This is a genomic window from Variovorax sp. Root318D1, from assembly GCF_001424835.1.
Taxonomy (GTDB): Bacteria; Pseudomonadota; Gammaproteobacteria; order Burkholderiales; family Burkholderiaceae_C; genus Variovorax.
In genome coordinates, this window is record NZ_LMCQ01000024.1 from 257,909 (window position 1) to 284,044 (window position 26,136).

Here is a 26,136-nt window from a genome sequence, read left to right on the forward strand (position 1 = left end):
ACGGTAGCAGAAACCCGTAAAACGTGGATCACTTCGTTACTTCTGGTGTCACGAAATGGAAAGGCAAGGCCATAGGATCGGAGCTTCGATCCACTTGCTGCCCTTGCCATGTTCATCGTCACCCTGACCTACATTCGCCCCCTCGAAGAGCTCGATGTATTGATGGACGCACACATGACCTGGCTCCGAAAACACTACGAAAGCGGACTCTTCCTGGCCTCGGGCCGCCAGGTGCCGCGCAAGGGCGGCGTGATCTTTGCACGCTCGGGCGAACGGGACGCGCTCGAGGCGGTGCTGGCACGCGATCCGTTCGTGCAGAACGGCGTCGCGACCACCGAAGTGATCGAGTTCGTGCCGAGCATGACCGCCCCTGCCACCGAGATCCTCAAGACCGTTTGACGCGGCCCCGAGGCTGCGCGCTTCAGACCTTGGGCGTTTCCTCGCGTCCGCCAGGGTGCCGCGCAAAGCGCGCGGCGCCGCGGCTGTGCACCGGCGCCGGATCGTCCCAGGGCCAGCCGCCGAACTGCGTGCGGCGGTAGTCGTCCAGGGTCTGGCCGATCTCGGCCTGCGTGTTCATCACGAACGGGCCGTACTGCACCACCGGCTCGGCGATGGGGCGGCCCTGCAGCAGCAGGAACTCGCTGGCTTCGGCGTCGCCATTGCGCAGCTCCACGGACGCGTCGGCACGCAGCTCGATGGCGGTCGGGCCTTCCACGCGCCGGCCCGCGATGTGTGCGAAGGCGCCCTTGAAGAAGTACAGAACGCGCCGCGTGCCTTCGCCCGCGGCGGCCGGCAGCGTCCACTGGGCGCCCGGCGTCATCTTGAGCGTCCAGATCGCCACGTCGGCATCGGCCTTTGCGGCCCATGAATCGGGCGGCGGCGCAAGAGGCGCGATGGCTTCCCGTTCATTGCCCGCAGCGTCGCCGAAGCGGCCCGCGATGACAGCAACCTCGGTGCGACCGCCCTTCGCATCGTCCGATGCAAAGCGCGGAATCGCCTCCGACCAGAACATCGTGAAATGCGGCTCGGCCATCTTGCTCTGGGCCGGAAGGTTGAGCCAGATCTGGAACAGCTCCAGCGGATTGGGCGCGTTCGCATCGAGCAGCGGGAACATCTCCGAATGCACGATGCCCTTGCCGGCCGTGAGCCACTGCACGTCGCCGCCGCCGAAGCGCGCGGTGGCGCCCAGCGAATCGGAATGGTCGACCAGTCCCTTGCGAACGATGGTCACCGTCTCGAAACCCCGATGCGGGTGCGAGGGAAAGCCCGGCACCGTCTCGCCGTGATACATGCTCCAGCCGTCCTTGCGGCTGAAGTCCTGGCCAATCTGGCGGCCTGCCAGCGGGGCATCGGGACCCATCCGCGCGTTGGCCTTGGGATAGGCGTCGTCGTGATAGACGCAGAACAGGAACGGGTCGATCGTCTGCCACGGGAAGCCGAGCGGGCTCACCTGCAGCACTGGGCTGCTGCCTTCTTCATAACTCTTGTTGCTGGACACCTCGATATTCCTTTCCGGTGATCGCGCCGCGGAAGGTGCGGCAACATTGTTCCTCGGAATATCGGGGCGAACGTGCTTTAAGGAAGGTGCCTTCCGTGCAACAGTGAAGAGCGCATATGGAACGATGGGCATCGTTCTTGTTCTCTTCGGCCGTGCCTTACTGCGGAGGCATCTCGGCGTTCGGGTCCATGTAGCTCAGCTCCCACAGGTGGCCGTCGATGTCCTGGAAGCCGTGGCCGTACATGAAGCCATAGTCCTGCGGCGCGCGCGGCACCGTGCCGCCCGCGGCCAAGGCCTTGGCCACCATCTCGTCGACCTCGGCCCGGCTTTCGCACGAGAGGCACAGCAGCACCTCGGTGCTCTTGCTGGTGTCGGTAAGGCTCTTGTCGGTGAAGGTCTTGAAGAAGTCTTCGACCAGCAGCATGGCGTGGATGCTGCCCTCCTGGATCACCATGCAGGCGGCATTCGCGTCGGTGAAGTTCTCGTTGAAGGTGTAGCCCAGCGCCGCAAAGAAAGCCTTGGACTTCTCCAGGTTCTTGACGGCGAGGTTCACGAAGATCTGCTTGTTGGCCATGGGTTGTCTTCCTGTTTCGATGAAGAGTGGATCGGATGTTTGCCGACGTGTTGTGTACGCCGTCCACAAAAGATATCAAAGAAAATGGACGGCGTCCACATTATTTTTCAAGCGCTGTTCTCGTCAGCAATCGGGCCAGGGCGATGGTGCTGCGGTCCTCGAAGTACGGACCGACGATCTGCACACCCAGTGGCAATCCGCCCTTCGCGAAGCCCGCGGGAGCGACCGTGGCCGGCAATCCGCCAAGGCTCGCCAGGGCGGCCCAGACGCCCAGCGCCTCATACGGTGTAGCGACTCCATCGATAGTGAGTATTCGCTTGTTGAAATCCGGCTCGCTCACATGCTCGAAGGCCGCGCAGCCGACCGCGGGACACAGCACCGCGTCGAATTGCGTAAACAGTGCCCGCAGTTGCGTCCGAATGCGCGTGCGCGTGGCGAGCAGGTCGAACCAGGCATGCCGCGACATCGGCGACCGGCCGCCCGGCTCGACGTGCGCGAGCACGGTCTGCACAATCTGGTCGTAGGTGTCGCCGATCTCGGCCAGATCGGGCAACAGATCGGACGCTTCGGTCACTACGGCGCCCGCCTTCGCCAGCCCCCGGCCCGCGCCTTCGACGGTGGCGCGCACCTCCGCCGCCACGGGGGCCTGCGGATGCTTCGTGACCACGAGCACACGCCAATTCTTGGCGGCCGTGCGGCGCGGCGCAGGTAGCGCGAAGCAACCTTTTGCCACATGGGCTGCATCGGGCCCAGACAGCACCTGGAGCGCCAGCAACAGGTCGTCGGCGCAATGGCCGATCGGCCCGATTACCGAAGGCAGCCCCGAGGGTGCCTCCTCGGTGCCCGGAAACGCAAAGCCGCGCGTTGGCAGCAGGCCCTCGCTCGGCTTGTGCGTGTACACGCCGCAAAAGCTCGCGGGCACACGCAACGAACCTGTCAGGTCGCTGCCCAGTTCCAACGCCACCATGCCCGTGGCCACCGCCACGGCGCCGCCGCCCGACGAGCCGCCCGGCGTGCGCGCGTGGTCGAGCGGGTGCACCGTGCGGCCATATACCGGGTTGTCGCATTGCCAGTCGGCCAGGCCTGGCGGCACGTTCGTCTTGCCCAGAATCACCGCGCCCGCCGCCTTGAGACGCTGCACCGCGATGGCGTCGTGTGGCGGAACGAAATCGCGGAACGGCGGCAGGCCCCAGCAGGTCGGCAGGCCCGCGACGTTGAAGGCTTCCTTCACCGTCATCGGCACGCCGAGCAGCGGCCGCCGTTCGCCGCGCGCGAGGGCCGCATCGGCTTCGGCAGCCTGGCGCCGCGCACGGGCGAAGTCGCGTACGACCACCGCGTTCAGCGCGCCATCGAGCGCTTCGATGCGGGCGATGGCTGCTTCGCAAAGGTCAGCGGCGCTCACCTGCCCGGCGGCCAGTGCCCTGGCCGACCGTGCAGCGCCCGCGGCGAGCAATGCAGTGGGGTCGTGTGTAGCGCGCATGGTGAAGACGGGCATCATGGCCGCCATGGAAATCGAGTTCAAGTTTCATATTCCCGCCGAGCGCCTGCAAGCGGTGGAGGCCGCCATGCGGCGCGGCGCGGTCGTCCGCACGCGTCTGCAGGCGCGCTACTTCGACACCGCCGACCAGGCGCTGGCCGCGCAAGGCATCGTGCTGCGGCTGCGCAAGGAAGGGCGGCGCTGGGTTCAGACCGTCAAGGCCACCGGCGACAACGCGCTGCACCGGCTCGAGCACAACGTCGACCTGGGCGCAGCAGCGGCCGGCAGCGCAGCGCCGCTGATCGACCCTCAGCGCCACCAGGGCACGCCCGTGGGCGACCGGCTCGCCAAGGTGCTGGCCGCAAGCGGCGCGCCTCTGGTCGAGCGCCAGTCCACCGACATCGTGCGGCTCACCCGCGACGTGCGCACCACCGGGGCGGGCGGCGCAGCGGTCGAGCTGGCGCTCGACGTCGGCAAGGTCGTCGCCCACGCGGGCACGCCCGACGAGCGCGAATCGCCCGTGTGCGAGCTGGAGCTCGAACTCAAGCGCGGCGATGTGCGAGGCCTGGTCGCGCTCGCACGCCGATGGTCCCACCAGCACGGCCTGTGGTTCAGCACCGTTTCGAAGGCCGAGCGCGGCGCGCGCCTCTTGGCCAAGCTCGACGTGGTGCCGGCCGTCAAAGCCGAGACGCCGCGTTTTGCCAAAGAGCCCGACGGCCATGCCATCCAGCAAGGCGTGGTCGCGTCGTGCCTGGCGCAGATGCTGCCCAACGCCAGCGAGATCGCGGCGGGCAGCACTGATGAGGAACAGATCCACCAATTGCGCATCGGCATCCGGCGCCTGCGCAGCGCGATCCGCGAACTGGCGGGGCTCGACGAGCGGACGGATCTTTTCAACGGCGCTGAATGGGAGCCGCCACTAGTCGAGGCCTTTCGCGCGCTTGGCGTGCTGCGCGACCGCGACCAAGTGGTCAAGCTGGCGCAGCCGCAACTGCGAGACGCGGGGGCGCCGGAGTTCGATCCGCTGGCCGGCGACGATGCGGCAGCGGCCCACGCACCTTCGCCTGGTGACGTCGTGCGCGCGCCGGCTTTGCAATCGGTACTGGTTTCGCTGATCGGGTTTACCGCGGCAACGGTTGCAGTGGAAGCCGCACCGAAAAGTGATGCCGAAGCACCCAAACAAGCCCCGTCGCCATCGGGGCCGTTGGATGCCAGCAATGCGCGCCGCTATCTGCGCAAGCGCTTGCAGCATCTGCATGAACAGATCGTCCGCGATGGCCAGCGCTTCGAATCGCTGAGCTCCGAAGACCAGCATCGCACGCGCAAGAGGCTCAAGCGCCTGCGCTACCTCGCCGAGTTCGTGATGCCGTTGTTCGCGGATGCGGACGATAAAGAAAAATCAGCCGCCGAGCGCTACCTGAAACGCCTGCGCCCGGCGCAAGACGCACTGGGCGAGTTCAACGACGAGGCTGTCGCACAGGCCCTCTACCGCGAGGCCACCGCGCGCGATGCGCGCGCCTGGTTCGCCGTGGGCTGGTTCAGCGCGCGCCACGCGGTGGGCGCAAAGGCGTCCCGCAAGGCGCTCGGCAAGATCGTGAAGGCGCCGCGGTTTTGGAAGAAGAAAAAGCAGAACTAGGCGACTGAAACCCAACGGTCAGTGATGGTGCCCGTGCGCCCCATGCACATGCCGATGCTCGATCTCCACCGGCAGCGCCGCGCGCACGTCCGTCACCTGCAGGCTGAAGCGCAGTGCCTTGCCGGCCCACGGATGGTTGCCGTCGAGCAACACGATCGGGCCCTTGATCTTCATCACGGTAAAGAGGTGCTCGCGCCCGTCGTCGAGCCGCCCTTCCAACTGCCCGCCGACTTTCACGCCCGGCGGAAAGTCGGCCTTCGGAATGCTGCGCACCAGCGACTCGTCCCTCAGGCCGAAGGCGTCTTCCGGCGCCAGATGCAGCGTGGTCTGGAAGCCCTTTTCCTTGCCATCGAGCGCTTCCTCGATCTTGGGCAGCGTGTTCTCGTACCCGCCATGCAGATATGCCATCGGCTCGGGGCTGGCTTCGATCAGCTTGCCCTGTGCGTCGGCGACCTTGTACTTGAGGGTGACGACGGTGTCTTTTTCGATTTTCATGAAGGGCATTTTCTGTGCAAATCGGCCGGCCGGTGGCGCTACGCCCCCACCCGCAACATCTCCGGCAACCCCTCCACCCCCTGCAGCTTCTCCATCACCATGCCGATGAACGCCGACACCGCCAGCGGCAGGTGCTTGCGGCTCGGATACAGCACGCTTAGCCCCTGCCCGGTGCGCTGGTACTGCGGCAGCACCCGCACGAGCCGGCCGGCTTCAAGGTCGAGCCGGGCCATGGTGGGTGGCAGCAGCGCGACGCCCAGGCCGGCGAGTGCGGCCTTGCGCAATGCCTGCGCGGTGTTGCCGGTGAAACGGCCCGCCACCTGCACTTCTTCTTCCGCGCCGTCGGGACCGGCCAGGCGCCACACGGTGCGGCCACTGGGATGGGGCGAGGTGATGCAGTCGTGGCTCACCAGGTCTTGCAAGGTGGCGGGCGCGCCGCGCGCGGCAATGTACTCGGGGCTCGCGACCATGCCGTCGGTCCGCACGCTCATGAGCTTGCGGCCGACATAACCTGAGTCGGGCAATGCGCCGCCGCGAAAGGCGATGTCGATCTGCTCGGCGATCAGGTCGGCCTTGGCGTCGCTGAGCACGAAGTCGACGCGCACCAGCGGATGCGCGGCCAGGAAGTCGGCGACCCACTCCATCGGGAAGAAATCGAAGAAGTCGGCGGTGGCTGCGACGCGCACCAGGCCGCTGGGTTCGCGGCTGCCGGTGATCAGTTCCTGGCCAGCCTCGACCAGCCCGTCGACCGCGCCCGCGCAGCGCTCATGAAAGGCCTCGCCCGCGCTGGTGAGCGTGAGCTTGCGGGTGGAGCGCTGCATCAGCCGCGTGCCCAGCTGCGCTTCCAACTGCTGGACGCGCCGGCTCACGGTGTTGGGCGGCAGGCCGAGCCGACGCGCCGCCTCGGCAAAGCTGCCGTGGCGCACCACCTGCACAAACACTGCGATGTCGTTGAGGTCGAGCATGACGGCGATTCCTTCTTTATGTGGACGAGTGCAATACGATTCTGCCGTCTAGTCGATTAATGGGTGCGGTCCTAACCTTGGACCCATGACTTCTTCAACCTTTTCTTCTCCCACCCAGCGCCGCATCGTCTGGGGTCTTCGCATCCTTCTGGCGCTGGCTTTCGGTGCGGCGGGCATCGCCAAGCTGTCCGGCGCACCGCAGATGGTCCAGGTGTTCGAGGCCATCGGCTTCGGCCAGTGGTTCCGCTATGTGACCGGCGTGGTCGAAGTCGGCGGCGCGGTGCTGCTGCTGGTGCCGGCGACCGGTTTCCTCGGCGGCTTGCTGATGGCCGTGACCATGGTTTTCGGCGTGGCCACGCACCTGGTGCTGATCGGCGGCAACCCTGCACCGGCCATGGTGCTCGCACTGCTTTCGGCGTTCGTGACCTGGCGCCTGCGGCCCCTCACGCGGCTGGCGGCCAGAGCGGCCTGATCTCTTCTTCCTCTTGTTCTTCTTCTTCTTCTATCGATTCAGGAGCATCCCATGACCACCGCCGTTGCCATTGCTGCAACCACCACCGAAGCCCGCCCCATCGTCTACCGCACGCGCGGCTCGCAGCACGGGCCGATCATCCGGCTCATGAGCCCGGGCGACCTGGGCGAATTTCTGAAGCCCTTCGTGTTCCTCGACCTGTTCGGTTTCGACACCACCGGCAGCCGCAAGGGGTTCGGCATTCACCCGCACTCGGGCATCGCCACGCTGACGTGGCTGATCGAAGGCGACACGGCGTACGAAGACACGACCGGCGAAAAAGGCGTGCTGCCGGCCGGCGGCGTCGAATGGATGCGCGCCGGCAACGGCGTATGGCACGACGGTGCGCCCGCGCCGGACACGAAGCGCGTGCAGGGCTTCCAACTCTGGGTTGCTTTGCCGGCAGCGGAAGAAAACGCGCCGGCCCAAAGCATCTACCTGGCACCCTCGCAGGTACCGAGCGAAGGCCCGGCGCGCGTCCTGCTCGGTCGCTACGGCGCGGCGCAAAGCCCCATTCCGGCCCCCGCGCCCATGAACTACCTGGCCGTCCAGCTGAAAGACGGCGAGCACTGGCGCTACACGCCGCCCGCCGGCCACACGGTGGGCTGGGTCGCAGTCAACGCCGGCCAGCTCGACGCCGGTGACGGCAGTGGCGAGCCGATCGCCACCGGCGAACTCGCGGTGTTCGAGGAATCCGGCGCGGCCATCGACTTCGTGGCCCACGGCGACACGTCCTTCGTGCTGGGCTCCGCCGTGAAGCACCCGCACGACCTGGTGATGGGACGCTACTCGGTTCACACCAGCAAGGCGGCGCTCGATCAGGGCGAAGCCGAGATCCGGCGCATCGGGGCGCAGCTGCGCGAGCAAGGGCGCCTCGGCTGAGGCTGGTTTCGCTTTGGGCCCGCCCGGCGCAAACGAGCGTGCAAGCGGTGGGCGGCTGCGCCAGAATCGTTCGCTTCGAACGACTCCGCTGCAGTTCCCACCCTCATGAACATCGTCGACTCTTTCGCCAGCAACGCCTCCCGCTTCGTCGATATCCGGCGCGACATCCACGCCCACCCCGAACTTGGTTTCGAAGAACACCGCACCTCCGAAAAGGTGGCGGGCCTGCTCGCCGAATGGGGCATCGAGGTGCACCGCGGCATTGCGGGCACCGGCCTTGTCGGCGTGCTGCGCAAGGGCACCGGCACACGCACCATCGGCCTGCGCGCCGACATGGACGCGCTGCCGCTGCACGAGGCCAACGAGTTCGCCCACAAGTCCACGCACGCGGGCCGCATGCATGCCTGCGGCCACGACGGCCACACCACCATGCTGCTGGCCGCCGCGTGGCACCTGTCGCAGCAGGGGCCGGATGACTTCGACGGCACCGTGCATTTCATCTTCCAGCCCGCCGAGGAGATGGGCAAGGCCGGCGCCAAGAAGATGATCCAGGACGGCCTGTTCGAGCGCTTCCCGTGCGACGCGGTCTTTGCGCTGCACAACTTCCCGGTTGGCGACGTGGGCCGCTTCGCGCTCAACGAGGGCGCGCTGATGGCGTCGAGCAATACCTACAAGATCACGGTGCGCGGACGCGGTACGCATGCCTCGATGCCGCACACCGGCATCGACCCCGTGGCCGCGGTGATCACACTTGCACAGCAGCTGCAGACCATCGTGCCGCGCACCATCCCGAGCACCGAGCGCGCGCTGCTTGCGGTCACGCAGCTGCAGGGCTCGGATGCGCCCAACGTGATTCCCGACGTGGCGACCGTCGGCGGAACCATCCGCACCTTCTCCATCGAAGCCATCGACAAGATCGAGGCCCGGCTGCGCGAAGTGGCTGCCGGCGTGGCCGCGGCACACGGCTGCACGGCGGAGGTTTTCTTCAACCGCTCTTCGCCGCCGGTGGTCAATCACGTGGCCGAGGCGCGCTTTGCCGCCAGTGTGATGCGCGAAGTGGTGGGCGACGACATGGTGACCGACAACTTTCCCGCTGTGATGGGTGCCGAAGACTTCGCCCACATGCTGCTAGCGCGGCCCGGCTGCTACGCCTTCCTGGGCAATGGCGACGGCGACCACCGGCTGGGTGGCCACGGGCCCGGCCCTTGCATCATCCACAACACCTCGTTCGACTTCAACGACGAGATCATTCCGATCGGCGCCAGCTACTTCGTGAAGCTGGTGCAGCGCTGGCTGCCTTCGGGCGGCTGAACTTTTTTTCTGTTGACGACGATGATGAAAGCGGCCACCTGATGACCTCGACCCTGTTCACCCGACGTTCGATGGCTGCCCTCGCAGTCGCCACGGCCCTGGGCGCCATCGCGCCCGTGCACGCGCAGCAGCAGCGCGTGATCCACATCGTCGTGCCCTTCGGCACGGGTGCGGTTCAGGACACGGTGGCGCGCGCCTTCAACGCCGAACTGGGCGCGGCTTTGAATGCCAGCGCGATCGTCGAGAACCGCGCGGGCGCGGGCGGCACGGTGGGCGCAGCCGTGGTCGCCAAGGCTCCGCCGGACGGCAACACGCTTGTGCTCGCAGCCGCGAGCCACCACATCGCAGGCTTCCTATACAACAAGCTCTCCTACGACCCGCTGAAGGATTTCGTGGGCGTGGCCAACATCGGCAACGCGGGCTATGTGCTGGCGGTGTCGAGCGGCCTCAACGTGTCGAACACAGCCGACTTCATCAAGGAGGTGAAGGCCAATCCGGGCAAGTACAACTACGCCTCCGCCGGCAACGGCAGTGCCACGCACCTGGCCATGGCGTCGTTCCTTGCGAAGGCGGGGCTACAGATGACGCACATCCCGACCAAGTCGACCGGCGAGGCCGTCAACGAGGTGCTCGCGGGCCGCGTGCAGGCGGTCATCTCGTCGAGCATCGGCGTGATGGGTTTCCAGGCCGATCCGCGCATGAAACTGCTGGCTTCCACCGGCCAGGCGCGCAGCCCCTTCCTGCCGACTTTACCGACCGTGGCCGAAAGCGGCCTGCCGGGCTACGCCTTCGATTCATGGATTGGCCTGCTCGCACCCGCCGGCACGCCCAAGGCCGAGGTCGAGCGACTCAACGCGGCCACCAACAAGGTGCTGGCCGATCCAGCGATCCAGGAGCGGTTCAAGCGCCTGGGCGTGGAGCCACGCACGCAGAGCGCGGAAGAGTTCCAGAAGCTGCTGCGAGCGGACTGGGATGCGATGGGGGCGGTGGTGAAGGCTTCTGGGGCGAAGATCGACTGACTGGCTTCTGGTTTTTTGGCGCTCCTGTTCAGGGCGCGTGCAAAGGCCACCGGGTACTCCCCTCCGCGAATGTCCCCCGGGCTTCGCCCTCCTCCTTTATTTCGCTGCGGGGAGCACCCGGCGCCCTGTGCCCACTGGGCGCTGCTCTTGTTCCGCTCGATCAACTACCGCTCTGAATAACGATCACGTCGATGGGGTGCCTTGCGCAGCGAAATAAAGGAGGAGCCGAAGGCGGGGGACATTCGCGGAGTAAGGTACCGCGTCGGCGGGATCGCGCCCTGAACGCATGCGCGTGAACAAAGCAGAGCGCCCAGCGGACGCGCACGAGTAGCAGCGCCCAATCAGGCGGACGCCCCCGCCATATCCCGGATATCACAGAAGACCCTCGCCCAAAAGAGCGCTTGCCCCACGCATATCCTGAAGATATATTATTAATATATTTAAACCGCGGCCATTTCCCGTCGCGCAACCCAGGAGCCGATCACGTGACCAACCCCCGCTGGCAAGGCATCTTCCCCGCCATCACCACCAAGTTCCACGCCGACGAAAGCATCGATGCCGAAGGCACCGCGCGCCACATCGACTTCCAGATCCGCAACGGCATCCACGGCCTGGTGACCTGCGGCTCGCTGGGCGAGGCCAGCACGCTNCATCGATGCCGAAGGCACCGCGCGCCACATCGACTTCCAGATCCGCAACGGCATCCACGGCCTGGTGACCTGCGGCTCGCTGGGCGAGGCCAGCACGCTGACCTTGGAGGAAAAGCTGCAGGTCGCCCGGATCGCCCTGGAAGCGGCCGATGGCCGCATCCCGGTGCTGGCCAATGTGTCGGAAACCAGCACCCGCGAAGCGTTGCGCTATGTGGACGGGGCCAACAAGCTGGGGGTGGCCGGGTTCATGGTGATGCCCTCGGTGATCTACGTGGCGGATGCACGCGAGGCGATGCTGAATGTGCGCACGATCGCCAATGCGGCCCAAAAGCCGGTCATGGTCTACAACAACCCAGTGGCCTACCGGGTGGACCTGAAGCCCNCGCGAGGCGATGCTGAATGTGCGCACGATCGCCAATGCGGCCCAAAAGCCGGTCATGGTCTACAACAACCCAGTGGCCTACCGGGTGGACCTGAAGCCCGAGCACATGCTGGAACTGGCGGACTGCGAGTGGATTGCGGCGATCAAGGAGAGCACGGGCGACATCCGCCGCATCACGGACCTGCGCAACACGGTGGGGACCCGCTTCCAGCTGTTCCTGGGGGTGGACGACCTGGCCTATGAAGGGTTGGCNACGGGCGACATCCGCCGCATCACGGACCTGCGCAACACGGTGGGGACCCGCTTCCAGCTGTTCCTGGGGGTGGACGACCTGGCCTATGAAGGGTTGGCACTGGGCTGTGACGGCCTCTTGGCGGGGGTGGGCTGCGCGTTTCCGCGGGAAACCGTGGCGCTGTACGAGCTGATGAAGGCGGGCAACTTCGCCGAGGCGCTGGCGCTGTACCAGTGGATGACGCCGATGCTGCACCTGGATGTCTCGAACAAGCTGGTGCAGAACCTGAAGCTGATCGACGCCCTGGTGGGCGTGGGCAGCGAGCACATGCGCCGTCCGCGGCTGCCGCTCATCGGCGAGGAGCGCGCGGCCGTAGAGGCCATCGTGAAGAAGGCGCTGGCCACGCGGCCTGTGCAGTACCAGTCGGTCATGGCATAACCCCCTCGTCCCTTACATAGGAACAAGCATGAAGTCCAAAGCACACATGATTCCGTTTCTCGGCCTCGTGGCCATCGCCGTGGCGGGCCACGCCAATGCGCAGCAGGAGCAGGTCGTCAAGATCGGCCACAGCGGGCCGCTCTCGGGCCCCAATGCCTTCGCGGGCAAGGACAACGAGAACGGCGTGCGGCTTGCCATCGAGGAACTCAACGCGAAGAAGATCACCGCCGGTGGCAAGACGCTGAAGTTCGAGCTGGTGTCCGAAGACGATCAGTGCGACGCCAAATCCGGCGTGAGCGTGGCGCAGAAGTTTGTGGACGACGGCGTCAAGTACGTCATGGGCCCGTACTGCTCGGGCGTGGCCATTCCGGCTTCGCGCATCTACGCCGATGGCGGCACCATGGTCTCCACCGTGGGCACCAACCCGAAGGTGACGCAGGGCGGCTACAAGAACCTGTACCGCATCATCGCGAGCGACAACCAGATCGGCTCCAGCATGGCGGTGTACGCGGCCAAGGTGCTCAAGGTGACGAAGGTGGGCGTGATCGACGACCGCACCGCCTTCGGCCAGGGCCTTGCGGAAGAGTTCACCAAGGAAGCGAAAAAGCAGGGCCTGACGGTGGTCGGGCAGGAGTTCACCACCGACAAGGCCGTGGACTTCACCGCCATCCTGACCAACATGAAGGCCAAGGCGCCCGAAGCGATCTTCTTCGGCGGCTACGCGCCGCAAGCCGCACCCATGGCACGCCAGATGAAGCAGCTCGCCGTGCCCGGCAAGCTGCTGGGCGGTGACACGCTGTGCAGCCCGGCCACCGGCAAGCTGGGTGGCGACGCGGTCAACGACCTGGTGTTCTGCGCGCAAGGCGGCTCCATTCTCGAAAAGGCGCAGAGCGGCCCGGCGTTCAAGGCAAAGTTCAAGAAGCGCTTCAACGCCGACGCGGACGCGTATGCCGCCTCGTACTACGACCAGGTGCTGTTCATCGGTGAATCGATGCAAAAGGCCAACTCCATCGATCCCGACAAGGTGGGCGCTGAGCTCTACAAGACCACCTACAAGGGCGTGGCCGCCACCTACAGCTACGACGACAAGGGCAACATGAAGCAGGCGCCGATCACGGTGTTCACCTTCAAGAACGCAGCGCCCGTGCCACTCGCCAGCTACTGATCGGACCCCGCCACATGCAACGCATCCAGATCATCGATTCGCACACGGGCGGCGAGCCCACGCGCTTGGTCATCGGCGGGTTTCCCGATCTGGGCGGCGGCAGCATGGCCGAACGCCGCGCGCTCTTGTCCGAGCGGCATGACAAATGGCGCGCGGCCACGGTGCTCGAGCCGCGCGGCAGCGACGTGATCGTCGGCGCGCTGCTGTGCGAGCCGGTGTCGAAAGATGCCGCCGCCGGGGTGATCTTCTTCAACAACGCCGGCTACATCGGCATGTGCGGCCACGGCACCATCGGGCTGGTCGCAAGCCTTGCGCACATCGGGCGCATCGGCGTGGGCGAGCACCGCATCGAGACGCCGGTGGGCACGGTCACGACCACGCTGCATGCCGATGGTTCGGTGAGCGTGCGCAATGTGCCGGCGTACCGGCATCTGCACCAGGTCGCGGTCGACCTGCCGGGGCACGGCACCGTACGCGGCGATGTGGCCTGGGGCGGCAACTGGTTCTTCCTGGTGAGCGAACACGGCCAGCGCGTGGCGAGCGACAACCTCGACGCGCTCACCGGCTACACCACCGCGTTGCGCAAGGCGCTGGCGGCGCAAGGCATCACGGGCGCCGATGGCGCGGAGATCGACCACATCGAACTCTTCGCCAACGACATCGAAGGCGCGGACAGCCGCAACTTCGTGCTCTGCCCCGGCAACGCGTACGACCGCTCGCCCTGCGGCACCGGCACCAGCGCCAAGATCGCCTGCCTCGCGGCCGACGGCAAGCTGGCGCCGGGCGAGGTGTGGACGCAGGCCAGTGTGATCGGGAGCCGCTTCGAGGCCAGCTACGCGCTGGAAGACGGCAAGGTCATTCCCACGCTGCGCGGCCGTGCGTACATCAGCGCCGAAGCCACGCTGCTGATCGAGGACGAGGACCCCTTCGGATGGGGCATCCGGCTCTGACGCCGGGCGGCATGGACGCGGACGTCATCGTCATCGGCGCCGGCATCGTCGGTGCCGCCTGCGCGCATGCGCTGGCACAGGCCGGCCGCCGGGTGCTGGTGCTCGACGCGCGCATCGGCGGCGCCACCGGAGCCGGCATGGGGCACCTCGTGGTGATGGACGACAACCCGGCCGAGCTTGTATTGAGCAGCCATTCGACGGCGCAATGGCGCGCCCTGGCGCCGCACATGAGCGAAGACTGCGCGTACAGCGCCTGCGGCACGCTCTGGATCGCGGCCAACGAAGAAGAAATGGCCGAGGCCGAGCGCAAGCAGCAGCGGCTGCGTGAGCACGGTATCGAAAGCCGCCTGCTCGGCGCGCTGCAGCTGGCTCGCGCCGAGCCCGCGTTGCGCAAGGGCCTTGCGGGCGCGCTCGAAGTGCCCGGCGACGGCATCCTCTATGCACCGAATGCGGCGCGCTGGCTGCTCGCGCAAAGCGGAGATTCGATCCGCATCGAGCATGCGAAGGTCGATGCCATCGAAGACGACGGCACGCTGCGGCTCGCAGACGGCGGCCGTCGCAGCGCGCCGCAGATCGTGCTCGCCAATGGCATCGAGGCGACGACGCTCTGCCCCGAGCTTCCGATCCGCCCCAAGAAGGGCCACCTGTTGATCACCGACCGCTATTCGGGCACGGTGCACCACCAGTTGGTCGAGCTCGGCTACGTGACCAGCGCGCACCACAGCGACGGCGACTCGGTCGCGTTCAACGTGCAGCCGCGGCCGACCAGGCAACTGTTGATCGGCTCGTCGCGCCAGTTCGACACCACCGATCCCGCCGTCGAAACACCGATGCTCGCGCGCATGCTGCAGCGCACGCTCGACTACCTGCCGGGCCTCGCGGATCTCAACGCGATCCGCTCGTGGACCGGCATGCGCGCCGCCACGCCCGACGGACTGCCGCTGCTGGGCAAGCACCCGTGGCGCGACAAGCTGTGGCTCGCCGTCGGCCACGAAGGCCTGGGCGTGACCACCGCGCCGGGCAGCGCGCACCTGCTCGCGGCCTTGATGACCGGCGGCGTCCCCGAATTCGATGCGGCGCCCTATGCGCCGCGCGGGCTGCTGGAGAGGCACGCATGAGCGGCGAGACCTCGCTGCACATCGATGGCCGGCTCGTCCGCGTGAAGGCGGGCAGCTCGGTGGCTGCCGCCTTGCGCGTGGTCGGCGGCATGGGCGTGGCACGTACCTCGGTCACGGGCCAGCCGCGCGCGCCGTTCTGCGGCATGGGCGTGTGCCAGGAATGCCGCGTGCGCATCGACGGCCGCCGCAGGCTAGCCTGCCAGACCGTCTGCGCCGATGGCATGCGCGTGGAGACCTCCGAGTGACGAATATGACGCTGGAACATTGCAATCTGCTGATCGTCGGCGCGGGTCCTGCCGGCATGGCCGTGGCAGTGGCGGCGGCGCCGAGCGGTGCATCGATCGTCGTGATCGACGACAACCCCGCACCCGGCGGGCAGATCTGGCGCGACGGCCCTGGCGCCACGCTGCCGCCGGCCGCGCGCAAGTGGCGCGATGCGCTCGAACGCCACGCCAACATCCGCGTGTGCAGCGGCACGCGCGTCGTCGCGGCGCCATCGCGAAACGAACTGCTGCTCGAAGACGCAGAACGTGGCTGGCGCATGCGGTGGAACAAGCTGATTCTTTGCACCGGCGCGCGCGAGCTGCTGCTGCCCTTCCCCGGTTGGACGCTGCCCGGCGTCACGGGCGCGGGCGGCTTGCAGGCGCTCGTCAAGGCGGGGTTGCCAGTCGAGGGCGAACGCATCGTGATTGCGGGCAGCGGACCCTTGCTGCTCGCCGCGGCGGCGACGGCGCGCGCCGCGGGCGCGAAGGTCATGCGCATTGCCGAGCAGGCCTCGCTGGCAGCGATCGCAGGCTTTGTCGTCAGCCTCACGCGCTGGCCCGGCAAGGCCGCGCAAGCGATCACGTTGGCCGATGCGCAGTACCGCACCTCGTCGCACATCGTCTCCGTGCAAGGCGCCACGCAGGTCGAATCCGTCCGGCTTCGCCAAGGCCCCCGCAAAGTGGAGATCGCATGCGATCGCGTGGCCTGCGGCTTCGGACTCGTCCCCAATACGCAACTGGGCCAGATGCTCGGCTGCGCCCTCACGACCGGAGGCACCGGCGTGCAGGCACTGGCTGTCGATGCGCGCCAGGCCACCAGCCTGCCGGATGTCTATGCGGCCGGTGAATGCACCGGCTTCGGCGGCAGCGAACGCGCGCTCGCGCAGGGCACCATCGCGGGCCTTGCGGCGATTGGCAACGAGCACGCCGCAAAGCAGCATGAAGGCGAGCGCGCCCGATGGGACGCCTTTGCGGCGCAGCTACACCGCAGCTTCGCGCTGGCATCCGCCATCAAGCACATGCCGAAGCCCGACACCCTCGTCTGCCGCTGCGAGGATGTGCCGTTCTCGGCGCTCGCGGATTGCAGCGGCTGGACCGACGCCAAGCTCCACCGCCGCTGCGGCATGGGCGCCTGCCAGGGCCGCGTCTGCGGCGATGCCGCGCAGTTCCTTTTCGGCTGGACACCGCCCGCGCCGCGCCCGCCGCTGTCGCCGGCGCGCATCGCAACCCTGGCCGGCCTCGCGGGCCCTGACGATGTGGACCGACAATGAAGCCGAAGCAGCACCAGAAGAAAACAATGGCCCCCCCGAAGACCGTGCCTCGCCCCCAGCCCAAACGACGGGCCGCCGACCTCGCCTATGACGCGATCGAGACGCTGCTTTCCACGCTGCAGCTGGAGCCCGGCAGCCAGATCGTCGAAGCCGACCTCGCCGAGCGCACCGGCCTCGGCCGCACGCCGGTGCGCGAGGCGTTGATGCGCATGGTGTCGATCGGTCTCATCGTGCAGCAGCCGCGCCGCGGCCTCCTGGTGTCGACCATCGACCTGGCCGACCACCTGGACGTGATCCAGACCCGGCGCGTGCTCGAACTGCTGATTGCGGCCTGCTCGGCGCGCCGCGCCACCGCGCTGCAGCGCAAGGAAATCGTGCGCTGCGCCGAGCTGATGGTGAAGGCCGCCCACCGCGGCGACCTGAACGACTACATGCAGGCCGACCGCGCGCTCGACCTCGTCAACCATCAGGCGAGCCACAACGATTCGGCGGTGAAGGCCGTGACCCCGCTCATCGTGCAGTGCCGGCGCTTCTGGTACGCCTACCAGCATGAAGGCGAGATCGTCGAAGGCGCGAATGCCCACCTCGAACTGGCGCAAGGCATTGCGACCGGTGACGAGGCGGCGGCCACGGCCGGGGCCAATCGCCTGCTGGACTACCTCGAGTTGTTCGCCCGCAAGATCATCGACAAATAAGGCCGAAGGACCTCTGGACGGCGGAATTGCGCACAATGCGCGCGCAGCACATGCGTTGCGTGCTTGCGCCTTCTCGTCAATAGTCAGCCGGCGACGGCTCGGGACCGCGCCAACCCAGCAGCTCGGCCAGCCGCTGCACGATCCAATCGGCTTCGGCAACCGACACCCCGGCTTCGGGCGTGGCCAGCCCGGCGTGGATGCGGCGCAGGATCTCGCTCTCGACCGGCACCTCGGTGTGGTGCTGGATCTGCGCATGGCCCACCAGGTGATTGGCCAGGTCTTCGCAGATCTCATAGCGCTCGCGCACTACGCCGATTGGCTCCAGGAGGCGCTGGCGCGCATCGCTATAAACCGCGAAGAACGAGGGCGGAATGAAGATCTGGTTGTCGTCGGACATGGCGGCCTTGTTTGTAGCGGGCCCAATGACAAAACGCGCCCGGGGGCGCGTTCGTCGTGGCTCCGAAGAAAGAGCCGCGGGGGCAGGATCAGCCGCCCTTGGTCGGGCGCTTGCCCGGGTTCTTCTTGCTGCGCGTGGCGGTGCCGCGCTCGAGGCTGATCTTCTGGCCGCCACCGGTGCGAGGCGCGGTGTAGCCGGGCATGGGGGTCGGCTTCGGGCTAGCAAGACGGTCGGCTTCGGTACGGATTTTCTTGGGCATGGAAAGCTCGGATAAAAAGGATGTTCGACCCCCGATTAGGCCACATCGGCAGATTTCATCTGCCAAGCGCCGAAACGAGGGGCCATGGGAGGGATGTCAGGTGGACTGCGGTGTCAGCAGGCGCACCCTGACGCTCTTGCCTTTCACGCGGCCGTTGTCGAGCTTGCGTGCGGCTTCTTCGGCAATGCTGCGGTCCACCGCAACATAGGTCGAGTACTCGTTGACGTTGATCTTGCCGACCTGGTCCTTGGCATAGCCGCAGTCGCCGGTGAGCGCGCCCAGCACGTCGCCGGCGCGGATCTTTTCTTTTCGGCCGCCCACGATCTGCAGCGTGGCCATGGGCGGGCGCATCGGTTCGCCCTTGCCGGGCGTGAGCTCGGCCAGGTCGTGCCACTCGGATTCGCGGCCCTGCAGCTGCTCGATCTTGCCGACGCTGCCCATCTCGTCCATGCTGGCCAGGTTCAGCGCGAGGCCTTCTGCGCCGCCCTGCTGGCCCACGCGGCCGGTGCGGCCGACGCGGTGGATATGAATTTCGGAATCGGGCGTCACGTCGACGTTGATCACCGCTTCGAGCTGCGAAATGTCGAGCCCACGGGCCGCCACGTCGGTGGCCACCAGCACCGAGCAGCTGCGGTTGGCAAACTGCACCAGCACCTGGTCGCGCTCGCGCTGCTCCAGTTCGCCAAACAGCGCCAGTGCGCTGAAGCCTTGGGCCTGCAGCACCTCGACGAGATCGCGGCACTGCTGCTTCGTGTTGCAGAAGGCGAGCGTGCTCACAGGGCGGAAATGGTCGAGCAGCAGGCTCACTGCGTGCAGCCGTTCGCTCTCCTTCACCTGGTACCAGCGCTGGCGGATCTTGCTGCCTTCATGCTGCGCCTGCACCGTGATCTGCTGCGGGCTCTTCATGAACTGCTGCGCGAGCTTGGCGATTCCTTCAGGGTAGGTGGCCGAGAACAGCAGCGTCTGGCGTTCCTTCGGGCACTGGCGAGCCACCTTCACGATGTCCTCGAAGAAACCCATGTCGAGCATGCGGTCGGCTTCGTCGAGCACCAGGGTGTTGAGCGCTTCGAGATTCAGGTTCTCGCGCTCCAGGTGGTCCATGATGCGGCCCGGCGTGCCCACCACGATGTGTGCGCCGTGCTCCAGGCTCGCAATTTGTCCGCGCAGCGCAACGCCGCCACAGAGCGTGACCACCTTGATGTTTTCTTCGGCGCGGGCCAGGCGGCGGATTTCGGTCGTGACCTGATCGGCCAGCTCCCGCGTGGGGCACAGCACCATCGCCTGGATGGCGAAGCGGCGCGGGTTGAGGTTGGAGAGCAGCGTCAGGGCAAAGGCGGCGGTCTTGCCGCTGCCGGTCTTGGCTTGGGCGATCAGGTCCTTGCCGAGCAGCGCCGGCGGCAGCGCGGCCGCCTGAATTGCCGTCATCTGCGTGTAGCCGAGCTGCGTGAGGTTGGCCAGCATCTGGGGCGAGAGCGCCAGCGTGGCAAAGCCGTGGTCGGCAGGGGCCTGGGCTGGGGAGCCGTCGGCTGGGGAATTGGTCGTGGTCATCGTCGTTCGGCAGCCGGACCCGGAAAAACAAAGGCCTTGCCGGCACCCTTCGCGGGGCGCCGCAAGGCCCTTCGTCCGTCGCGGATCAGCGGCGAGGTGCGTTGTTGTTTCCGGAGTTGGTCGGCGGCGGACCGCGGCGCTCCAGATGGCGGAAGGTGATACGGCCCTTGGTCAGGTCGTAAGGCGAGAGTTCGAGCGACACCTTGTCACCCGCCAGGATGCGGATGTGGTGCTTGCGCATCTTGCCGCCGCTGTAGGCGATCAGCTGATGGCCGTTGTCGAGCGTCACGCGGTAGCGCGAGTCGGGCAGGACTTCGGTCACTGCGCCGTTCATTTCGATCAGTTCTTCCTTGGGCATGTGTGATTACCTCTGAATTCTCGTTCGATGTGTGTTGGATATGAAGATGGGCGTAATTGTTTCAGCCTGCGCACGGAAGTGCGAGCGGGGCAACGCCGAGAGGGCTGCTGCGTTCGCGCACCCAGCAAAGACCCTGGTCGATGGCATAGCGCAGCGCGGCGGCGTGGCTCGCAAAGCGCGGCGTGAACCGCATCACGCGGTCGTGCATGCCGCTGCCCTGGCCGGAGCGGATCGAGACGGAAGCGGCGTACTTGCCGTCGTCCTGGTGGCGAATGAGCGGAGAAACAAGGTACTTGCCCACCGCGATACTGTGTTGAATGATGTCCATGAAGCCTTGGCACCCTGCGCGAAAAGTGTGCGCAAAATGCCGAAAAAATGATTGAAAACGGGCGTGGGCCGGCCAGAACGGCGCGGCGGACGCGCTATTCGCTTCAACAAGAACGAAGGCAGTGGTGGCAATCATGGGCGCCCGGTCTGGCGCTCCAACACACTGTGAAGCCGGCTTGAAAAAAGAGGCCTGAAAAATCCAAGGGACGGTACAGGTCAGCCGGCGGAGTGACGAAAAGTGCTTCGTCGTGGTATCGAAACGAACCCGACATTATAGCGCGCGGGGCATGACAGTTGCTTGTCTTAAATACAACGCACCTGTGAATTAGGCACCGGCACCCGCCACACGGTGTCTGGTGCTACTAAAGATATAGCTCGAGCGCGCGGCTCAGCCGAGGCCGAGCATCCGCTTGTTCGCGGCCACGTCGACACCGCCCGCCGCAAAATCGTCGAACGCCCGCTCGGCCACGCGAATGATGTGGTCGGCAATGAAGGCCGCGCCTTCGCGGGCGCCATCTTCCGGGTGCTTGATGCAGCACTCCCACTCGAGCACCGCCCAGCCCGGAAAGTCGTACTGCGCCATCTTCGAGAAGATGGCCTTGAAGTTCACCTGCCCGTCGCCCAGTGAACGAAAGCGCCCCGCCCGGTTGATCCAGCTCTGGAAGCCGCCGTACACGCCCTGCTTGCCGGTCGGGTTGAACTCGGCGTCCTTCACGTGAAAGATCTTGATGCGCTCATGGTAGTGGTCGATGTACGCCAGGTAGTCGAGCTGCTGCAACATGAAGTGGCTCGGGTCGTACAAAAGGCAGGCGCGCGGATGGTTGCCCACGCGCTCCAGGAACATCTCGTAGCTGACGCCGTCGTGCAGGTCTTCGCCGGGGTGGATCTCGTAGCCCACGTCCACGCCCGCCGCATCGAAGGCATCGAGGATGGGCCGCCAGCGGCGCGCCAGTTCGTCGAAGGCTTCCTCGATGAGCCCCGGCGGCCGCGGCGGCCACGAATAGAGATACGGCCAAGCCAATGCGCCCGAAAAAGTCGCATGCGCCGTGAGCCCAAGGTTGGCCGAGGCCTTGGCCGCCAAGTGGAGCTGCTCCACGGCCCACTGCTGGCGCCGCACCGGATCGCCGCGCACCTCGGGCGCCGCAAAGCCGTCGAAGCCTGCGTCGTACGCCGGGTGCACCGCGACCAGCTGGCCTTGCAGGTGTGTCGACAGCTCGGTGATCTGGATGCCGTGCGCGGCGAGCGTGCCCTTGACCTCGTCGCAATAGGTCTTGCTCTCGGCGGCCTTTTTGAGGTCGAACAGGCGCGCGTCCCAGCTTGGGATCTGCACGCCCTTGTAGCCCAGGCCGGCGGCCCAGCCGGCAATGGCATCGAGCGAGTTGAACGGCGCTTCGTCCCCGGCAAACTGCGCGAGAAAAATGGCCGGGCCCTTGATCGTCTTCATGGCTTGTCTTCCTTCTTGGTCGTAGCGGCGTTGAAAGCATACTTGGCGTGTCGTCCGACCCCGTGCGAGAGGCCAAAGCGCCAAAATGGACTTTCCTTTTCGCACAGCACGTCCTGCCAGTCCCGAGATGCCGCAACCCGTTTCCGCCCGGCTGAAGATCGGCCTGTCTGCCTGCTTTTCCCATGCGGATCCGGCGCGCTCGCTGTTCACCAACAAGACGCTGCAGTATGTCGAACAGTCCATCGCTCACTGGCTCATGTCGGCTGGTGCCATGGTGGTGATGGTGCCCTGCCCCACGGGCGAAACCGCGCGGGGTGACACCAAGCTCTCGCACTACGCCGAATGGCTCGACGGCGTCGTGATGCACGGCGGCGCCGACGTCTGGCCCGGCAGCTACGGCGAGGAGCCACTCAAGGATGCCTGGGTCGGCGACCGCATTCGCGACCTGTACGACCTGGCGCTGGTCGAAGCCTTCGAGCAGGCCGGCAAGCCGATCTTCGGCGTCTGCCGCGGGCTGCAGCTCATCAACGTCGCGTTTGGCGGCACGCTGTACCAGGACATCGAGGCGCAGCACGACCATCCCGAAACCATCCGGCACCGCGATCCGGTGACCTACGACCAGAATTTTCACCAGATCGAGATCGTCCAAGGCACGCGCCTGGCCAAGCTCTATCCAGAGGTGAAGACCGCAAAGGTCAACAGCATTCACCATCAGGGCGTGAAAGATCTGGCACCCGGTTTCGAGGTCGAGGCCTGGAGCCTGCCCGACCGCGTGCCCGAGGCCATCCGCCGCCGCACCGACAAGGGCCGCAGCTACATCTCTGCCACGCAGTGGCACCCTGAATTCCACAAATACGGCAGCACCGAGACCGTGGACGACACGCCCATCCTGCACGACTTTCTCTGGGCCTGCGCCACCGCGAGGGTCGCGCCCCGGACCTCGCTCGATACCGGATCAGGCCGCATCCGCGACCGCGCGGCGCGCGTGCTGCGCCAGGCGCTGCTGCGGCGCTGACGCACCGACTGGCTAGCGCCGGTCGGAACGGTTCGTGCTGCCGCTGACGCCGGCATCGATGGTGCCGAACACCGTCACACCGCTGCTGCGCGGCGACGAGGTGCTGCCGTCAGCGTTGCCCGCCGACCCCGTACCGGCGCAGCCCGCCGCCAGGGCGCCCATCGCGATGGCAAGAACGGCGGCAATGAATGGCTTCACGGAAAACTCCTGGCAATGGTGAGACTGCGCCCACTATAGGCCGGTGCGTTTCCCGGCCCGTAGCACGAAGTTACGGCGCCGACAGGTGCTTGCCCACGATGCCCGCGAGTTCGAACATCGTCACCTGGTCCTTGCCGAACACCGGCTTGAGCTTGGCGTCGGCATTGATCGCGCGCTTGTTGGTTGCGTCCTGCAGGCCGTTGGCCTTGATGTAGTCCCACAGCTTCTTGATGACCTCGGTGCGCGCCACCGGTTCGGCGCCGATGACCGCGGCCAGCGAGTCGCTCGGCTTCAGGCCGGCGCCGGGCTTGCGCGGCGCGGCGGCCTTCTTCGCGGCCGGTGCTTTCTTGGCGGCGGGGGTTTTCTTCGCAGCCACCTTCTTGGCTGCCGCAGTCTTGCCGGCAGCCGGCGCTTTGCCGAAGGTCTTGCGCGGCGGGAACTTGCTGCCGCCTTCACGCGGTGCGAACTCGAAAGTCACCTTGCCCTCTTCGGCATTCCAGGTCAGGAAGGCCTTGAAGGCGCGGCGCGTGCGCATGCTCACGAACTTGTCGAGCAGGTCGGTCTTGCCGGTGGCGAGCAGCTTTTCCATCTGCGCGCGCTCCACCGGCTGCTGCAGGATGATCTTGCCGGTCTTGAAGGTACAGCTCGGCGTCGGCTGCGCGTTGGTGGGCACCGACTTTTCGCAGACATAGTTGCTGCCGTGCTCGAACACCGGCGCACCGCAGATGGGGCATGGGCCCACCGTGTCCTGCTCGCTGAAGTCGACGATCTCGCCGGTATCGGCGTTCTTGTCGTCGCCGAAGTCGAACTCCAGCTTCCAGTTCTTTGATTCTTCCTCGTCGTACTTGAGGATGATCTCGGCGGTGAAGGGCCAGCCCGCCTTGGAGCGGAAGCCTTCCAGCGGGCCGATGTGCTTGTCGCGCAAGAGCGCCTCGGCCTCGGCCACCTCGAAGGTGCGCCCGGCCGGTGACTTGCCGAACGAGAAGCCGCAGGCATCCTCGCCCGTGCCGCTCTTGCCCACGCAGCCGTAGCGGCGGTAGTTCTCCTTCACCACGCCGCCGCAGTTGGGGCATGGCGTCGCGAGCGTGGCGTAGTCGCCCGGCACGGTGTCGCGGTCGTATTCCTTCGCCTTCTTGACGATGTGCTCCGTCATTTCGGCAATCTCGCGCATGAAGGCGTCGCGGCTCAGCGCGCCCTTCTCCATCTGCGCGAGCTTGTATTCCCACTCGCCCGTGAGTTCGGCTTTGGAGAGTTCTTCCACGCCCAGGCCGCGCAGCAGCGTCATGAGCTGGAAGGCTTTGGCGGTGGGAATCAGCTCGCGGCCTTCGCGCAGCATGTATTTTTCGGTGATCAGGCCTTCGATGGTGGCGGCGCGCGTGGCTGGCGTGCCAAGGCCCTTCTCCTGCATGGCCTCGCGCAGTTCGTCGTCGTCGATAGTCTTGCCGGCGCCTTCCATGGCGCCGAGCAGCGTGGCTTCCGAATAGCGTGCCGGCGGTCGGGTCTTCAGCGCCTTCAGGTCGGCCGATTCGGTCTTCACCGTTTCGCCCGGTTTCACCACCACCAGGTTCTTGCCGTCCTTCTCGTCGTCGTCGTTGATGGCTTCCTTGCCCCAGATGGCCAGCCAGCCCGGCTTGACCAGCACCTTGCCGTCGCTGCGGAACGGGTACTTCTTGCCACCGGCTTCCACCGTGCTGATGCGGGTGGTGACCTGGAATTCGGCGCTCGGAAAGAACACCGACATGAAGCGGCGCACCACGAAGTCGTAGAGCTTCTGCTCGGCCTCCGAAAGGCCGCTCGGCGCCTGCAGCGTTGGGATGATGGCGAAGTGGTCCGACACCTTGGCGTTGTCGAAGATGCGCTTGTTCGGCTTCACATAGCTGCCGTCGACCGCCTGCTGCGCAAAAGGCGCGAGATGCTTCATGCCGCTGTCGGCAAGCATCTTCATGGTGTCCTTGACCACCGGCAGGTAGTCCTCGGGCAGCGCGCGCGAGTCGGTACGCGGGTAGGTCAGCGCCTTGTGGCGCTCGTACAGGCTCTGCGCCAGCGCCAGCGTGGTCTTGGCCGAGAAGCCGAAGCGGCCATTGGCCTCGCGCTGCAGCGACGTCAGGTCGAACAGCATCGGGGAGGCCTGGGTGGTGGGCTTGCTTTCCTCGGTGACGGTGGCGGGCTTGCCGCGCGCCGCATCGGCGATCTCGCGCGCTTCGCGCTCGCTCCACACGCGATCGGCGCGAATTTCCGGGTCGGCCACGCCGTCGGGGCCCGGCGGCGGCTTCTTGAAGTTGGCGTCGAACCACTTGCCCGGGTACTGTCCGGCCTCGGCCTGGAACGCGCCGTGGATTTCCCAGTAGTCGCGGCTCACGAACTTGCGGATCTTTTCCTCGCGCTCGACCACCACCGAGAGCGTGGGCGTCTGCACCCGGCCCACGGTCGTCAAAAAGAAGCCGCCATCGCGCGAATTGAACGCCGTCATGGCGCGCGTGCCGTTGATGCCCACCAGCCAGTCGGCCTCGGAGCGCGAGCGCGCGGCGTCGGCCAGGCCCTGCATCTGCTTTTCGGTGCGCAGCGCGTCGAAGCCGTCGCGAATGGCCTGCGGCGTCATCGACTGCAGCCACAGGCGCTTCACCGGCTTGTTCAGGCCGGTCTTGCCGCCGGCGTACTGCTCGATCAAGCGGAAGATCAGTTCGCCCTCGCGGCCCGCGTCGCAGGCGTTGATGAGTTGCGTCACGTCCTTGCGCTTGGCCTGCTTGACCACGGCGTTCAGGCGCGTCTTTGTCTTGTCGACCGGCTTGAGGTCGAAGTGCGGCGGAATCACCGGCAGGTTCGCGAAGCTCCACTTGCCCCGCTTGACGTCGAACTCCTCGGGCGCCTGGATCTCGACCAGGTGACCGACAGCGCTGGTCACAACGTAGCTTTCGTTCTCGAAATGCTCGTCATGTTTGTCGAACTTGCCGGCCACCGGCGTGAGCGCACGGACGATGTCCTGTGCCACCGACGGCTTTTCTGCAATTACCAAAGTCTTTGTCATCTAAGGGCTCTCTATACTCTGCGGCTTCCCGCG

The 26,136-nt window shown here is 66.5% G+C and carries 26 protein-coding genes and 4 pseudogenes; 17 read left to right on the forward strand and 13 right to left on the reverse strand.

Features of this window, described 5'->3' with window-relative positions:
* The first annotated feature begins 108 nt into the window (after positions 1-108).
* Positions 109-399: a YciI family protein gene (locus tag ASC78_RS24070; protein WP_055807426.1), complete on the forward strand. Its 291-nt coding sequence runs from the start codon at positions 109-111 to the stop codon at positions 397-399.
* 22 nt (positions 400-421) lie between these two features.
* Here the strand turns inward: ASC78_RS24070 and ASC78_RS24075 are convergent, their stop codons facing one another.
* The 3 genes from ASC78_RS24075 to ASC78_RS24085 form a co-directional block, all read right to left on the reverse strand.
* Positions 422-1,630 (reverse strand): pirin family protein, encoded by a 1,209-nt coding sequence (locus ASC78_RS24075; RefSeq protein WP_082517641.1) that lies wholly within the window; start codon positions 1,628-1,630, stop codon positions 422-424.
* A gap of 25 nt (positions 1,631-1,655) precedes the next feature.
* Positions 1,656-2,072, reverse strand: coding sequence for a VOC family protein (locus ASC78_RS24080; protein WP_055807432.1), 417 nt, complete (start codon positions 2,070-2,072; stop codon positions 1,656-1,658).
* A gap of 100 nt (positions 2,073-2,172) precedes the next feature.
* Positions 2,173-3,594 (reverse strand): amidase family protein, encoded by a 1,422-nt coding sequence (locus ASC78_RS24085; protein ID WP_235505200.1) that lies wholly within the window; start codon positions 3,592-3,594, stop codon positions 2,173-2,175.
* On the opposite strand from ASC78_RS24085, the gene ASC78_RS24090 reads away from it, so the two are divergent.
* The gene (locus tag ASC78_RS24090; protein WP_055807435.1) at positions 3,569-5,185 is read left to right on the forward strand and encodes a CYTH and CHAD domain-containing protein; all 1,617 of its coding nucleotides are present in this window, start codon (positions 3,569-3,571) and stop codon (positions 5,183-5,185) included. The two genes, ASC78_RS24085 and ASC78_RS24090, sit on opposite strands and share 26 nt — an antisense overlap.
* An 18-nt stretch (positions 5,186-5,203) precedes the next feature.
* On the opposite strand, the gene ASC78_RS24095 is transcribed toward ASC78_RS24090, so the two are convergent.
* Both ASC78_RS24095 and ASC78_RS24100 read right to left on the reverse strand, forming a co-directional pair.
* Positions 5,204-5,680 carry an FKBP-type peptidyl-prolyl cis-trans isomerase gene (locus ASC78_RS24095; protein WP_055807890.1) on the reverse strand — a complete coding sequence of 159 codons (477 nt, stop codon included), beginning with the start codon at positions 5,678-5,680 and terminating at the stop codon, positions 5,204-5,206.
* A 38-nt stretch (positions 5,681-5,718) separates the two neighbouring features.
* Positions 5,719-6,645 (reverse strand): LysR family transcriptional regulator, encoded by a 927-nt coding sequence (locus tag ASC78_RS24100; RefSeq protein WP_055807437.1) that lies wholly within the window; start codon positions 6,643-6,645, stop codon positions 5,719-5,721.
* Positions 6,646-6,730: 85 nt separating this feature from the next.
* Here ASC78_RS24100 and ASC78_RS24105 point away from each other — a divergent pair, with 85 nt between their 5' ends.
* The 14 genes and pseudogenes from ASC78_RS24105 (at position 6,731) to ASC78_RS24160 (ending at position 17,532) form a co-directional block, all read left to right on the forward strand.
* Complete coding sequence (locus ASC78_RS24105) at positions 6,731-7,117, forward strand: DoxX family protein (protein WP_055807440.1); 387 nt, start codon at positions 6,731-6,733, stop codon at positions 7,115-7,117.
* 51 nt (positions 7,118-7,168) lie between these two features.
* Positions 7,169-8,038, forward strand: a complete 870-nt coding sequence (locus tag ASC78_RS24110) for a pirin family protein (protein ID WP_055807443.1) — start codon at positions 7,169-7,171, stop codon at positions 8,036-8,038.
* A 105-nt stretch (positions 8,039-8,143) separates the two neighbouring features.
* Positions 8,144-9,349 carry a M20 aminoacylase family protein gene (locus tag ASC78_RS24115; protein ID WP_055807446.1) on the forward strand — a complete coding sequence of 402 codons (1,206 nt, stop codon included), beginning with the start codon at positions 8,144-8,146 and terminating at the stop codon, positions 9,347-9,349.
* Between the two features lie 41 nt (positions 9,350-9,390).
* Positions 9,391-10,368 carry a Bug family tripartite tricarboxylate transporter substrate binding protein gene (locus tag ASC78_RS24120; RefSeq protein ID WP_082517642.1) on the forward strand — a complete coding sequence of 326 codons (978 nt, stop codon included), beginning with the start codon at positions 9,391-9,393 and terminating at the stop codon, positions 10,366-10,368.
* 485 nt (positions 10,369-10,853) lie between these two features.
* Positions 10,854-10,919 (forward strand): annotated as a pseudogene (locus ASC78_RS28415) (hypothetical protein); the annotation flags it as partial.
* 99 nt (positions 10,920-11,018) lie between these two features.
* A pseudogene (locus tag ASC78_RS27570) lies at positions 11,019-11,400 on the forward strand (dihydrodipicolinate synthase family protein); the annotation flags it as partial.
* A 1-nt stretch (position 11,401) separates the two neighbouring features.
* Positions 11,402-11,652 (forward strand): annotated as a pseudogene (locus tag ASC78_RS28185) (dihydrodipicolinate synthase family protein); the annotation flags it as partial.
* Between the two features lies 1 nt (position 11,653).
* A pseudogene (locus tag ASC78_RS28190) lies at positions 11,654-12,070 on the forward strand (dihydrodipicolinate synthase family protein); the annotation flags it as partial.
* Between the two features lie 28 nt (positions 12,071-12,098).
* Positions 12,099-13,235: a branched-chain amino acid ABC transporter substrate-binding protein gene (locus ASC78_RS24135; protein ID WP_055807451.1), complete on the forward strand. Its 1,137-nt coding sequence runs from the start codon at positions 12,099-12,101 to the stop codon at positions 13,233-13,235.
* 14 nt (positions 13,236-13,249) lie between these two features.
* Complete coding sequence (locus ASC78_RS24140) at positions 13,250-14,185, forward strand: 4-hydroxyproline epimerase (protein WP_055807454.1); 936 nt, start codon at positions 13,250-13,252, stop codon at positions 14,183-14,185.
* An 11-nt stretch (positions 14,186-14,196) separates the two neighbouring features.
* Positions 14,197-15,303 (forward strand): NAD(P)/FAD-dependent oxidoreductase, encoded by a 1,107-nt coding sequence (locus ASC78_RS24145; RefSeq protein ID WP_055807894.1) that lies wholly within the window; start codon positions 14,197-14,199, stop codon positions 15,301-15,303.
* Complete coding sequence (locus ASC78_RS24150) at positions 15,300-15,548, forward strand: (2Fe-2S)-binding protein (protein ID WP_055807457.1); 249 nt, start codon at positions 15,300-15,302, stop codon at positions 15,546-15,548. The genes ASC78_RS24145 and ASC78_RS24150 overlap by 4 nt, the downstream gene beginning before the upstream one ends.
* Positions 15,549-15,553: 5 nt before the next feature.
* Positions 15,554-16,837, forward strand: coding sequence for an NAD(P)/FAD-dependent oxidoreductase (locus ASC78_RS24155; RefSeq protein WP_055807461.1), 1,284 nt, complete (start codon positions 15,554-15,556; stop codon positions 16,835-16,837).
* A gap of 26 nt (positions 16,838-16,863) precedes the next feature.
* Complete coding sequence (locus tag ASC78_RS24160; protein ID WP_055807896.1) at positions 16,864-17,532, forward strand: GntR family transcriptional regulator; 669 nt, start codon at positions 16,864-16,866, stop codon at positions 17,530-17,532.
* Between the two features lie 76 nt (positions 17,533-17,608).
* Here ASC78_RS24160 and ASC78_RS24165 read toward each other — a convergent pair whose 3' ends face one another.
* The 6 genes from ASC78_RS24165 to ASC78_RS24185 all read right to left on the reverse strand — a co-directional run bounded on the left by ASC78_RS24165 (position 17,609) and on the right by ASC78_RS24185 (position 21,865).
* Entirely contained in the window at positions 17,609-17,929 is a 321-nt protein-coding gene (locus tag ASC78_RS24165; protein ID WP_055807464.1) for a hypothetical protein, read from the reverse strand.
* A gap of 88 nt (positions 17,930-18,017) precedes the next feature.
* Positions 18,018-18,188 (reverse strand): hypothetical protein, encoded by a 171-nt coding sequence (locus ASC78_RS27800; RefSeq protein WP_175543319.1) that lies wholly within the window; start codon positions 18,186-18,188, stop codon positions 18,018-18,020.
* 96 nt (positions 18,189-18,284) lie between these two features.
* Complete coding sequence (dbpA, locus tag ASC78_RS24170; protein WP_055807467.1) at positions 18,285-19,736, reverse strand: ATP-dependent RNA helicase DbpA; 1,452 nt, start codon at positions 19,734-19,736, stop codon at positions 18,285-18,287.
* Between the two features lie 85 nt (positions 19,737-19,821).
* Positions 19,822-20,094, reverse strand: coding sequence for a translation initiation factor IF-1 (gene infA / locus ASC78_RS24175; protein ID WP_015867950.1), 273 nt, complete (start codon positions 20,092-20,094; stop codon positions 19,822-19,824).
* 61 nt (positions 20,095-20,155) lie between these two features.
* Complete coding sequence (locus tag ASC78_RS24180; protein WP_055807469.1) at positions 20,156-20,422, reverse strand: hypothetical protein; 267 nt, start codon at positions 20,420-20,422, stop codon at positions 20,156-20,158.
* Between the two features lie 387 nt (positions 20,423-20,809).
* On the reverse strand, positions 20,810-21,865 hold the full coding sequence (locus tag ASC78_RS24185) for a sugar phosphate isomerase/epimerase family protein (protein ID WP_055807472.1): 1,056 nt from the start codon (positions 21,863-21,865) through the stop codon (positions 20,810-20,812).
* Positions 21,866-21,992: 127 nt separating this feature from the next.
* Here ASC78_RS24185 and ASC78_RS24190 point away from each other — a divergent pair, with 127 nt between their 5' ends.
* Positions 21,993-22,880 carry a gamma-glutamyl-gamma-aminobutyrate hydrolase family protein gene (locus ASC78_RS24190; protein ID WP_055807477.1) on the forward strand — a complete coding sequence of 296 codons (888 nt, stop codon included), beginning with the start codon at positions 21,993-21,995 and terminating at the stop codon, positions 22,878-22,880.
* 12 nt (positions 22,881-22,892) lie between these two features.
* Here ASC78_RS24190 and ASC78_RS24195 read toward each other — a convergent pair whose 3' ends face one another.
* Together ASC78_RS24195 and ASC78_RS24200 are read right to left on the reverse strand one after the other, a co-directional pair.
* Positions 22,893-23,078 (reverse strand): hypothetical protein, encoded by a 186-nt coding sequence (locus tag ASC78_RS24195; RefSeq protein WP_055807480.1) that lies wholly within the window; start codon positions 23,076-23,078, stop codon positions 22,893-22,895.
* Positions 23,079-23,148: 70 nt separating this feature from the next.
* Positions 23,149-26,103, reverse strand: coding sequence for a DNA topoisomerase III (locus ASC78_RS24200; protein WP_055807482.1), 2,955 nt, complete (start codon positions 26,101-26,103; stop codon positions 23,149-23,151).
* Positions 26,104-26,136: the final 33 nt, after the last annotated feature.

What these genes read in the sequence shown, in the direction of transcription:
- ASC78_RS24070 (WP_055807426.1), top strand. Translation starts at nt 109, where the DNA reads ATGTTCATCGTCACCCTGACCTACATTCGCCCCCTCGAAGAGCTCGAT.
- ASC78_RS24075 (WP_082517641.1), bottom strand. Translation starts at nt 1,630, where the DNA reads ATGCCCATCGTTCCATATGCGCTCTTCACTGTTGCACGGAAGGCACCT.
- ASC78_RS24080 (WP_055807432.1), bottom strand. Translation starts at nt 2,072, where the DNA reads ATGGCCAACAAGCAGATCTTCGTGAACCTCGCCGTCAAGAACCTGGAG.
- ASC78_RS24090 (WP_055807435.1), top strand. Translation starts at nt 3,569, where the DNA reads ATGGCCGCCATGGAAATCGAGTTCAAGTTTCATATTCCCGCCGAGCGC.
- ASC78_RS24095 (WP_055807890.1), bottom strand. Translation starts at nt 5,680, where the DNA reads ATGAAAATCGAAAAAGACACCGTCGTCACCCTCAAGTACAAGGTCGCC.
- ASC78_RS24100 (WP_055807437.1), bottom strand. Translation starts at nt 6,645, where the DNA reads ATGCTCGACCTCAACGACATCGCAGTGTTTGTGCAGGTGGTGCGCCAC.
- ASC78_RS24105 (WP_055807440.1), top strand. Translation starts at nt 6,731, where the DNA reads ATGACTTCTTCAACCTTTTCTTCTCCCACCCAGCGCCGCATCGTCTGG.
- ASC78_RS24110 (WP_055807443.1), top strand. Translation starts at nt 7,169, where the DNA reads ATGACCACCGCCGTTGCCATTGCTGCAACCACCACCGAAGCCCGCCCC.
- ASC78_RS24115 (WP_055807446.1), top strand. Translation starts at nt 8,144, where the DNA reads ATGAACATCGTCGACTCTTTCGCCAGCAACGCCTCCCGCTTCGTCGAT.
- ASC78_RS24120 (WP_082517642.1), top strand. Translation starts at nt 9,391, where the DNA reads ATGACCTCGACCCTGTTCACCCGACGTTCGATGGCTGCCCTCGCAGTC.
- ASC78_RS24135 (WP_055807451.1), top strand. Translation starts at nt 12,099, where the DNA reads ATGAAGTCCAAAGCACACATGATTCCGTTTCTCGGCCTCGTGGCCATC.
- ASC78_RS24140 (WP_055807454.1), top strand. Translation starts at nt 13,250, where the DNA reads ATGCAACGCATCCAGATCATCGATTCGCACACGGGCGGCGAGCCCACG.
- ASC78_RS24145 (WP_055807894.1), top strand. Translation starts at nt 14,197, where the DNA reads ATGGACGCGGACGTCATCGTCATCGGCGCCGGCATCGTCGGTGCCGCC.
- ASC78_RS24150 (WP_055807457.1), top strand. Translation starts at nt 15,300, where the DNA reads ATGAGCGGCGAGACCTCGCTGCACATCGATGGCCGGCTCGTCCGCGTG.
- ASC78_RS24155 (WP_055807461.1), top strand. Translation starts at nt 15,554, where the DNA reads ATGACGCTGGAACATTGCAATCTGCTGATCGTCGGCGCGGGTCCTGCC.
- ASC78_RS24160 (WP_055807896.1), top strand. Translation starts at nt 16,864, where the DNA reads ATGGCCCCCCCGAAGACCGTGCCTCGCCCCCAGCCCAAACGACGGGCC.
- ASC78_RS24165 (WP_055807464.1), bottom strand. Translation starts at nt 17,929, where the DNA reads ATGTCCGACGACAACCAGATCTTCATTCCGCCCTCGTTCTTCGCGGTT.
- ASC78_RS27800 (WP_175543319.1), bottom strand. Translation starts at nt 18,188, where the DNA reads ATGCCCAAGAAAATCCGTACCGAAGCCGACCGTCTTGCTAGCCCGAAG.
- dbpA (WP_055807467.1), bottom strand. Translation starts at nt 19,736, where the DNA reads ATGACCACGACCAATTCCCCAGCCGACGGCTCCCCAGCCCAGGCCCCT.
- infA (WP_015867950.1), bottom strand. Translation starts at nt 20,094, where the DNA reads ATGCCCAAGGAAGAACTGATCGAAATGAACGGCGCAGTGACCGAAGTC.
- ASC78_RS24180 (WP_055807469.1), bottom strand. Translation starts at nt 20,422, where the DNA reads ATGGACATCATTCAACACAGTATCGCGGTGGGCAAGTACCTTGTTTCT.
- ASC78_RS24185 (WP_055807472.1), bottom strand. Translation starts at nt 21,865, where the DNA reads ATGAAGACGATCAAGGGCCCGGCCATTTTTCTCGCGCAGTTTGCCGGG.
- ASC78_RS24190 (WP_055807477.1), top strand. Translation starts at nt 21,993, where the DNA reads ATGCCGCAACCCGTTTCCGCCCGGCTGAAGATCGGCCTGTCTGCCTGC.
- ASC78_RS24200 (WP_055807482.1), bottom strand. Translation starts at nt 26,103, where the DNA reads ATGACAAAGACTTTGGTAATTGCAGAAAAGCCGTCGGTGGCACAGGAC.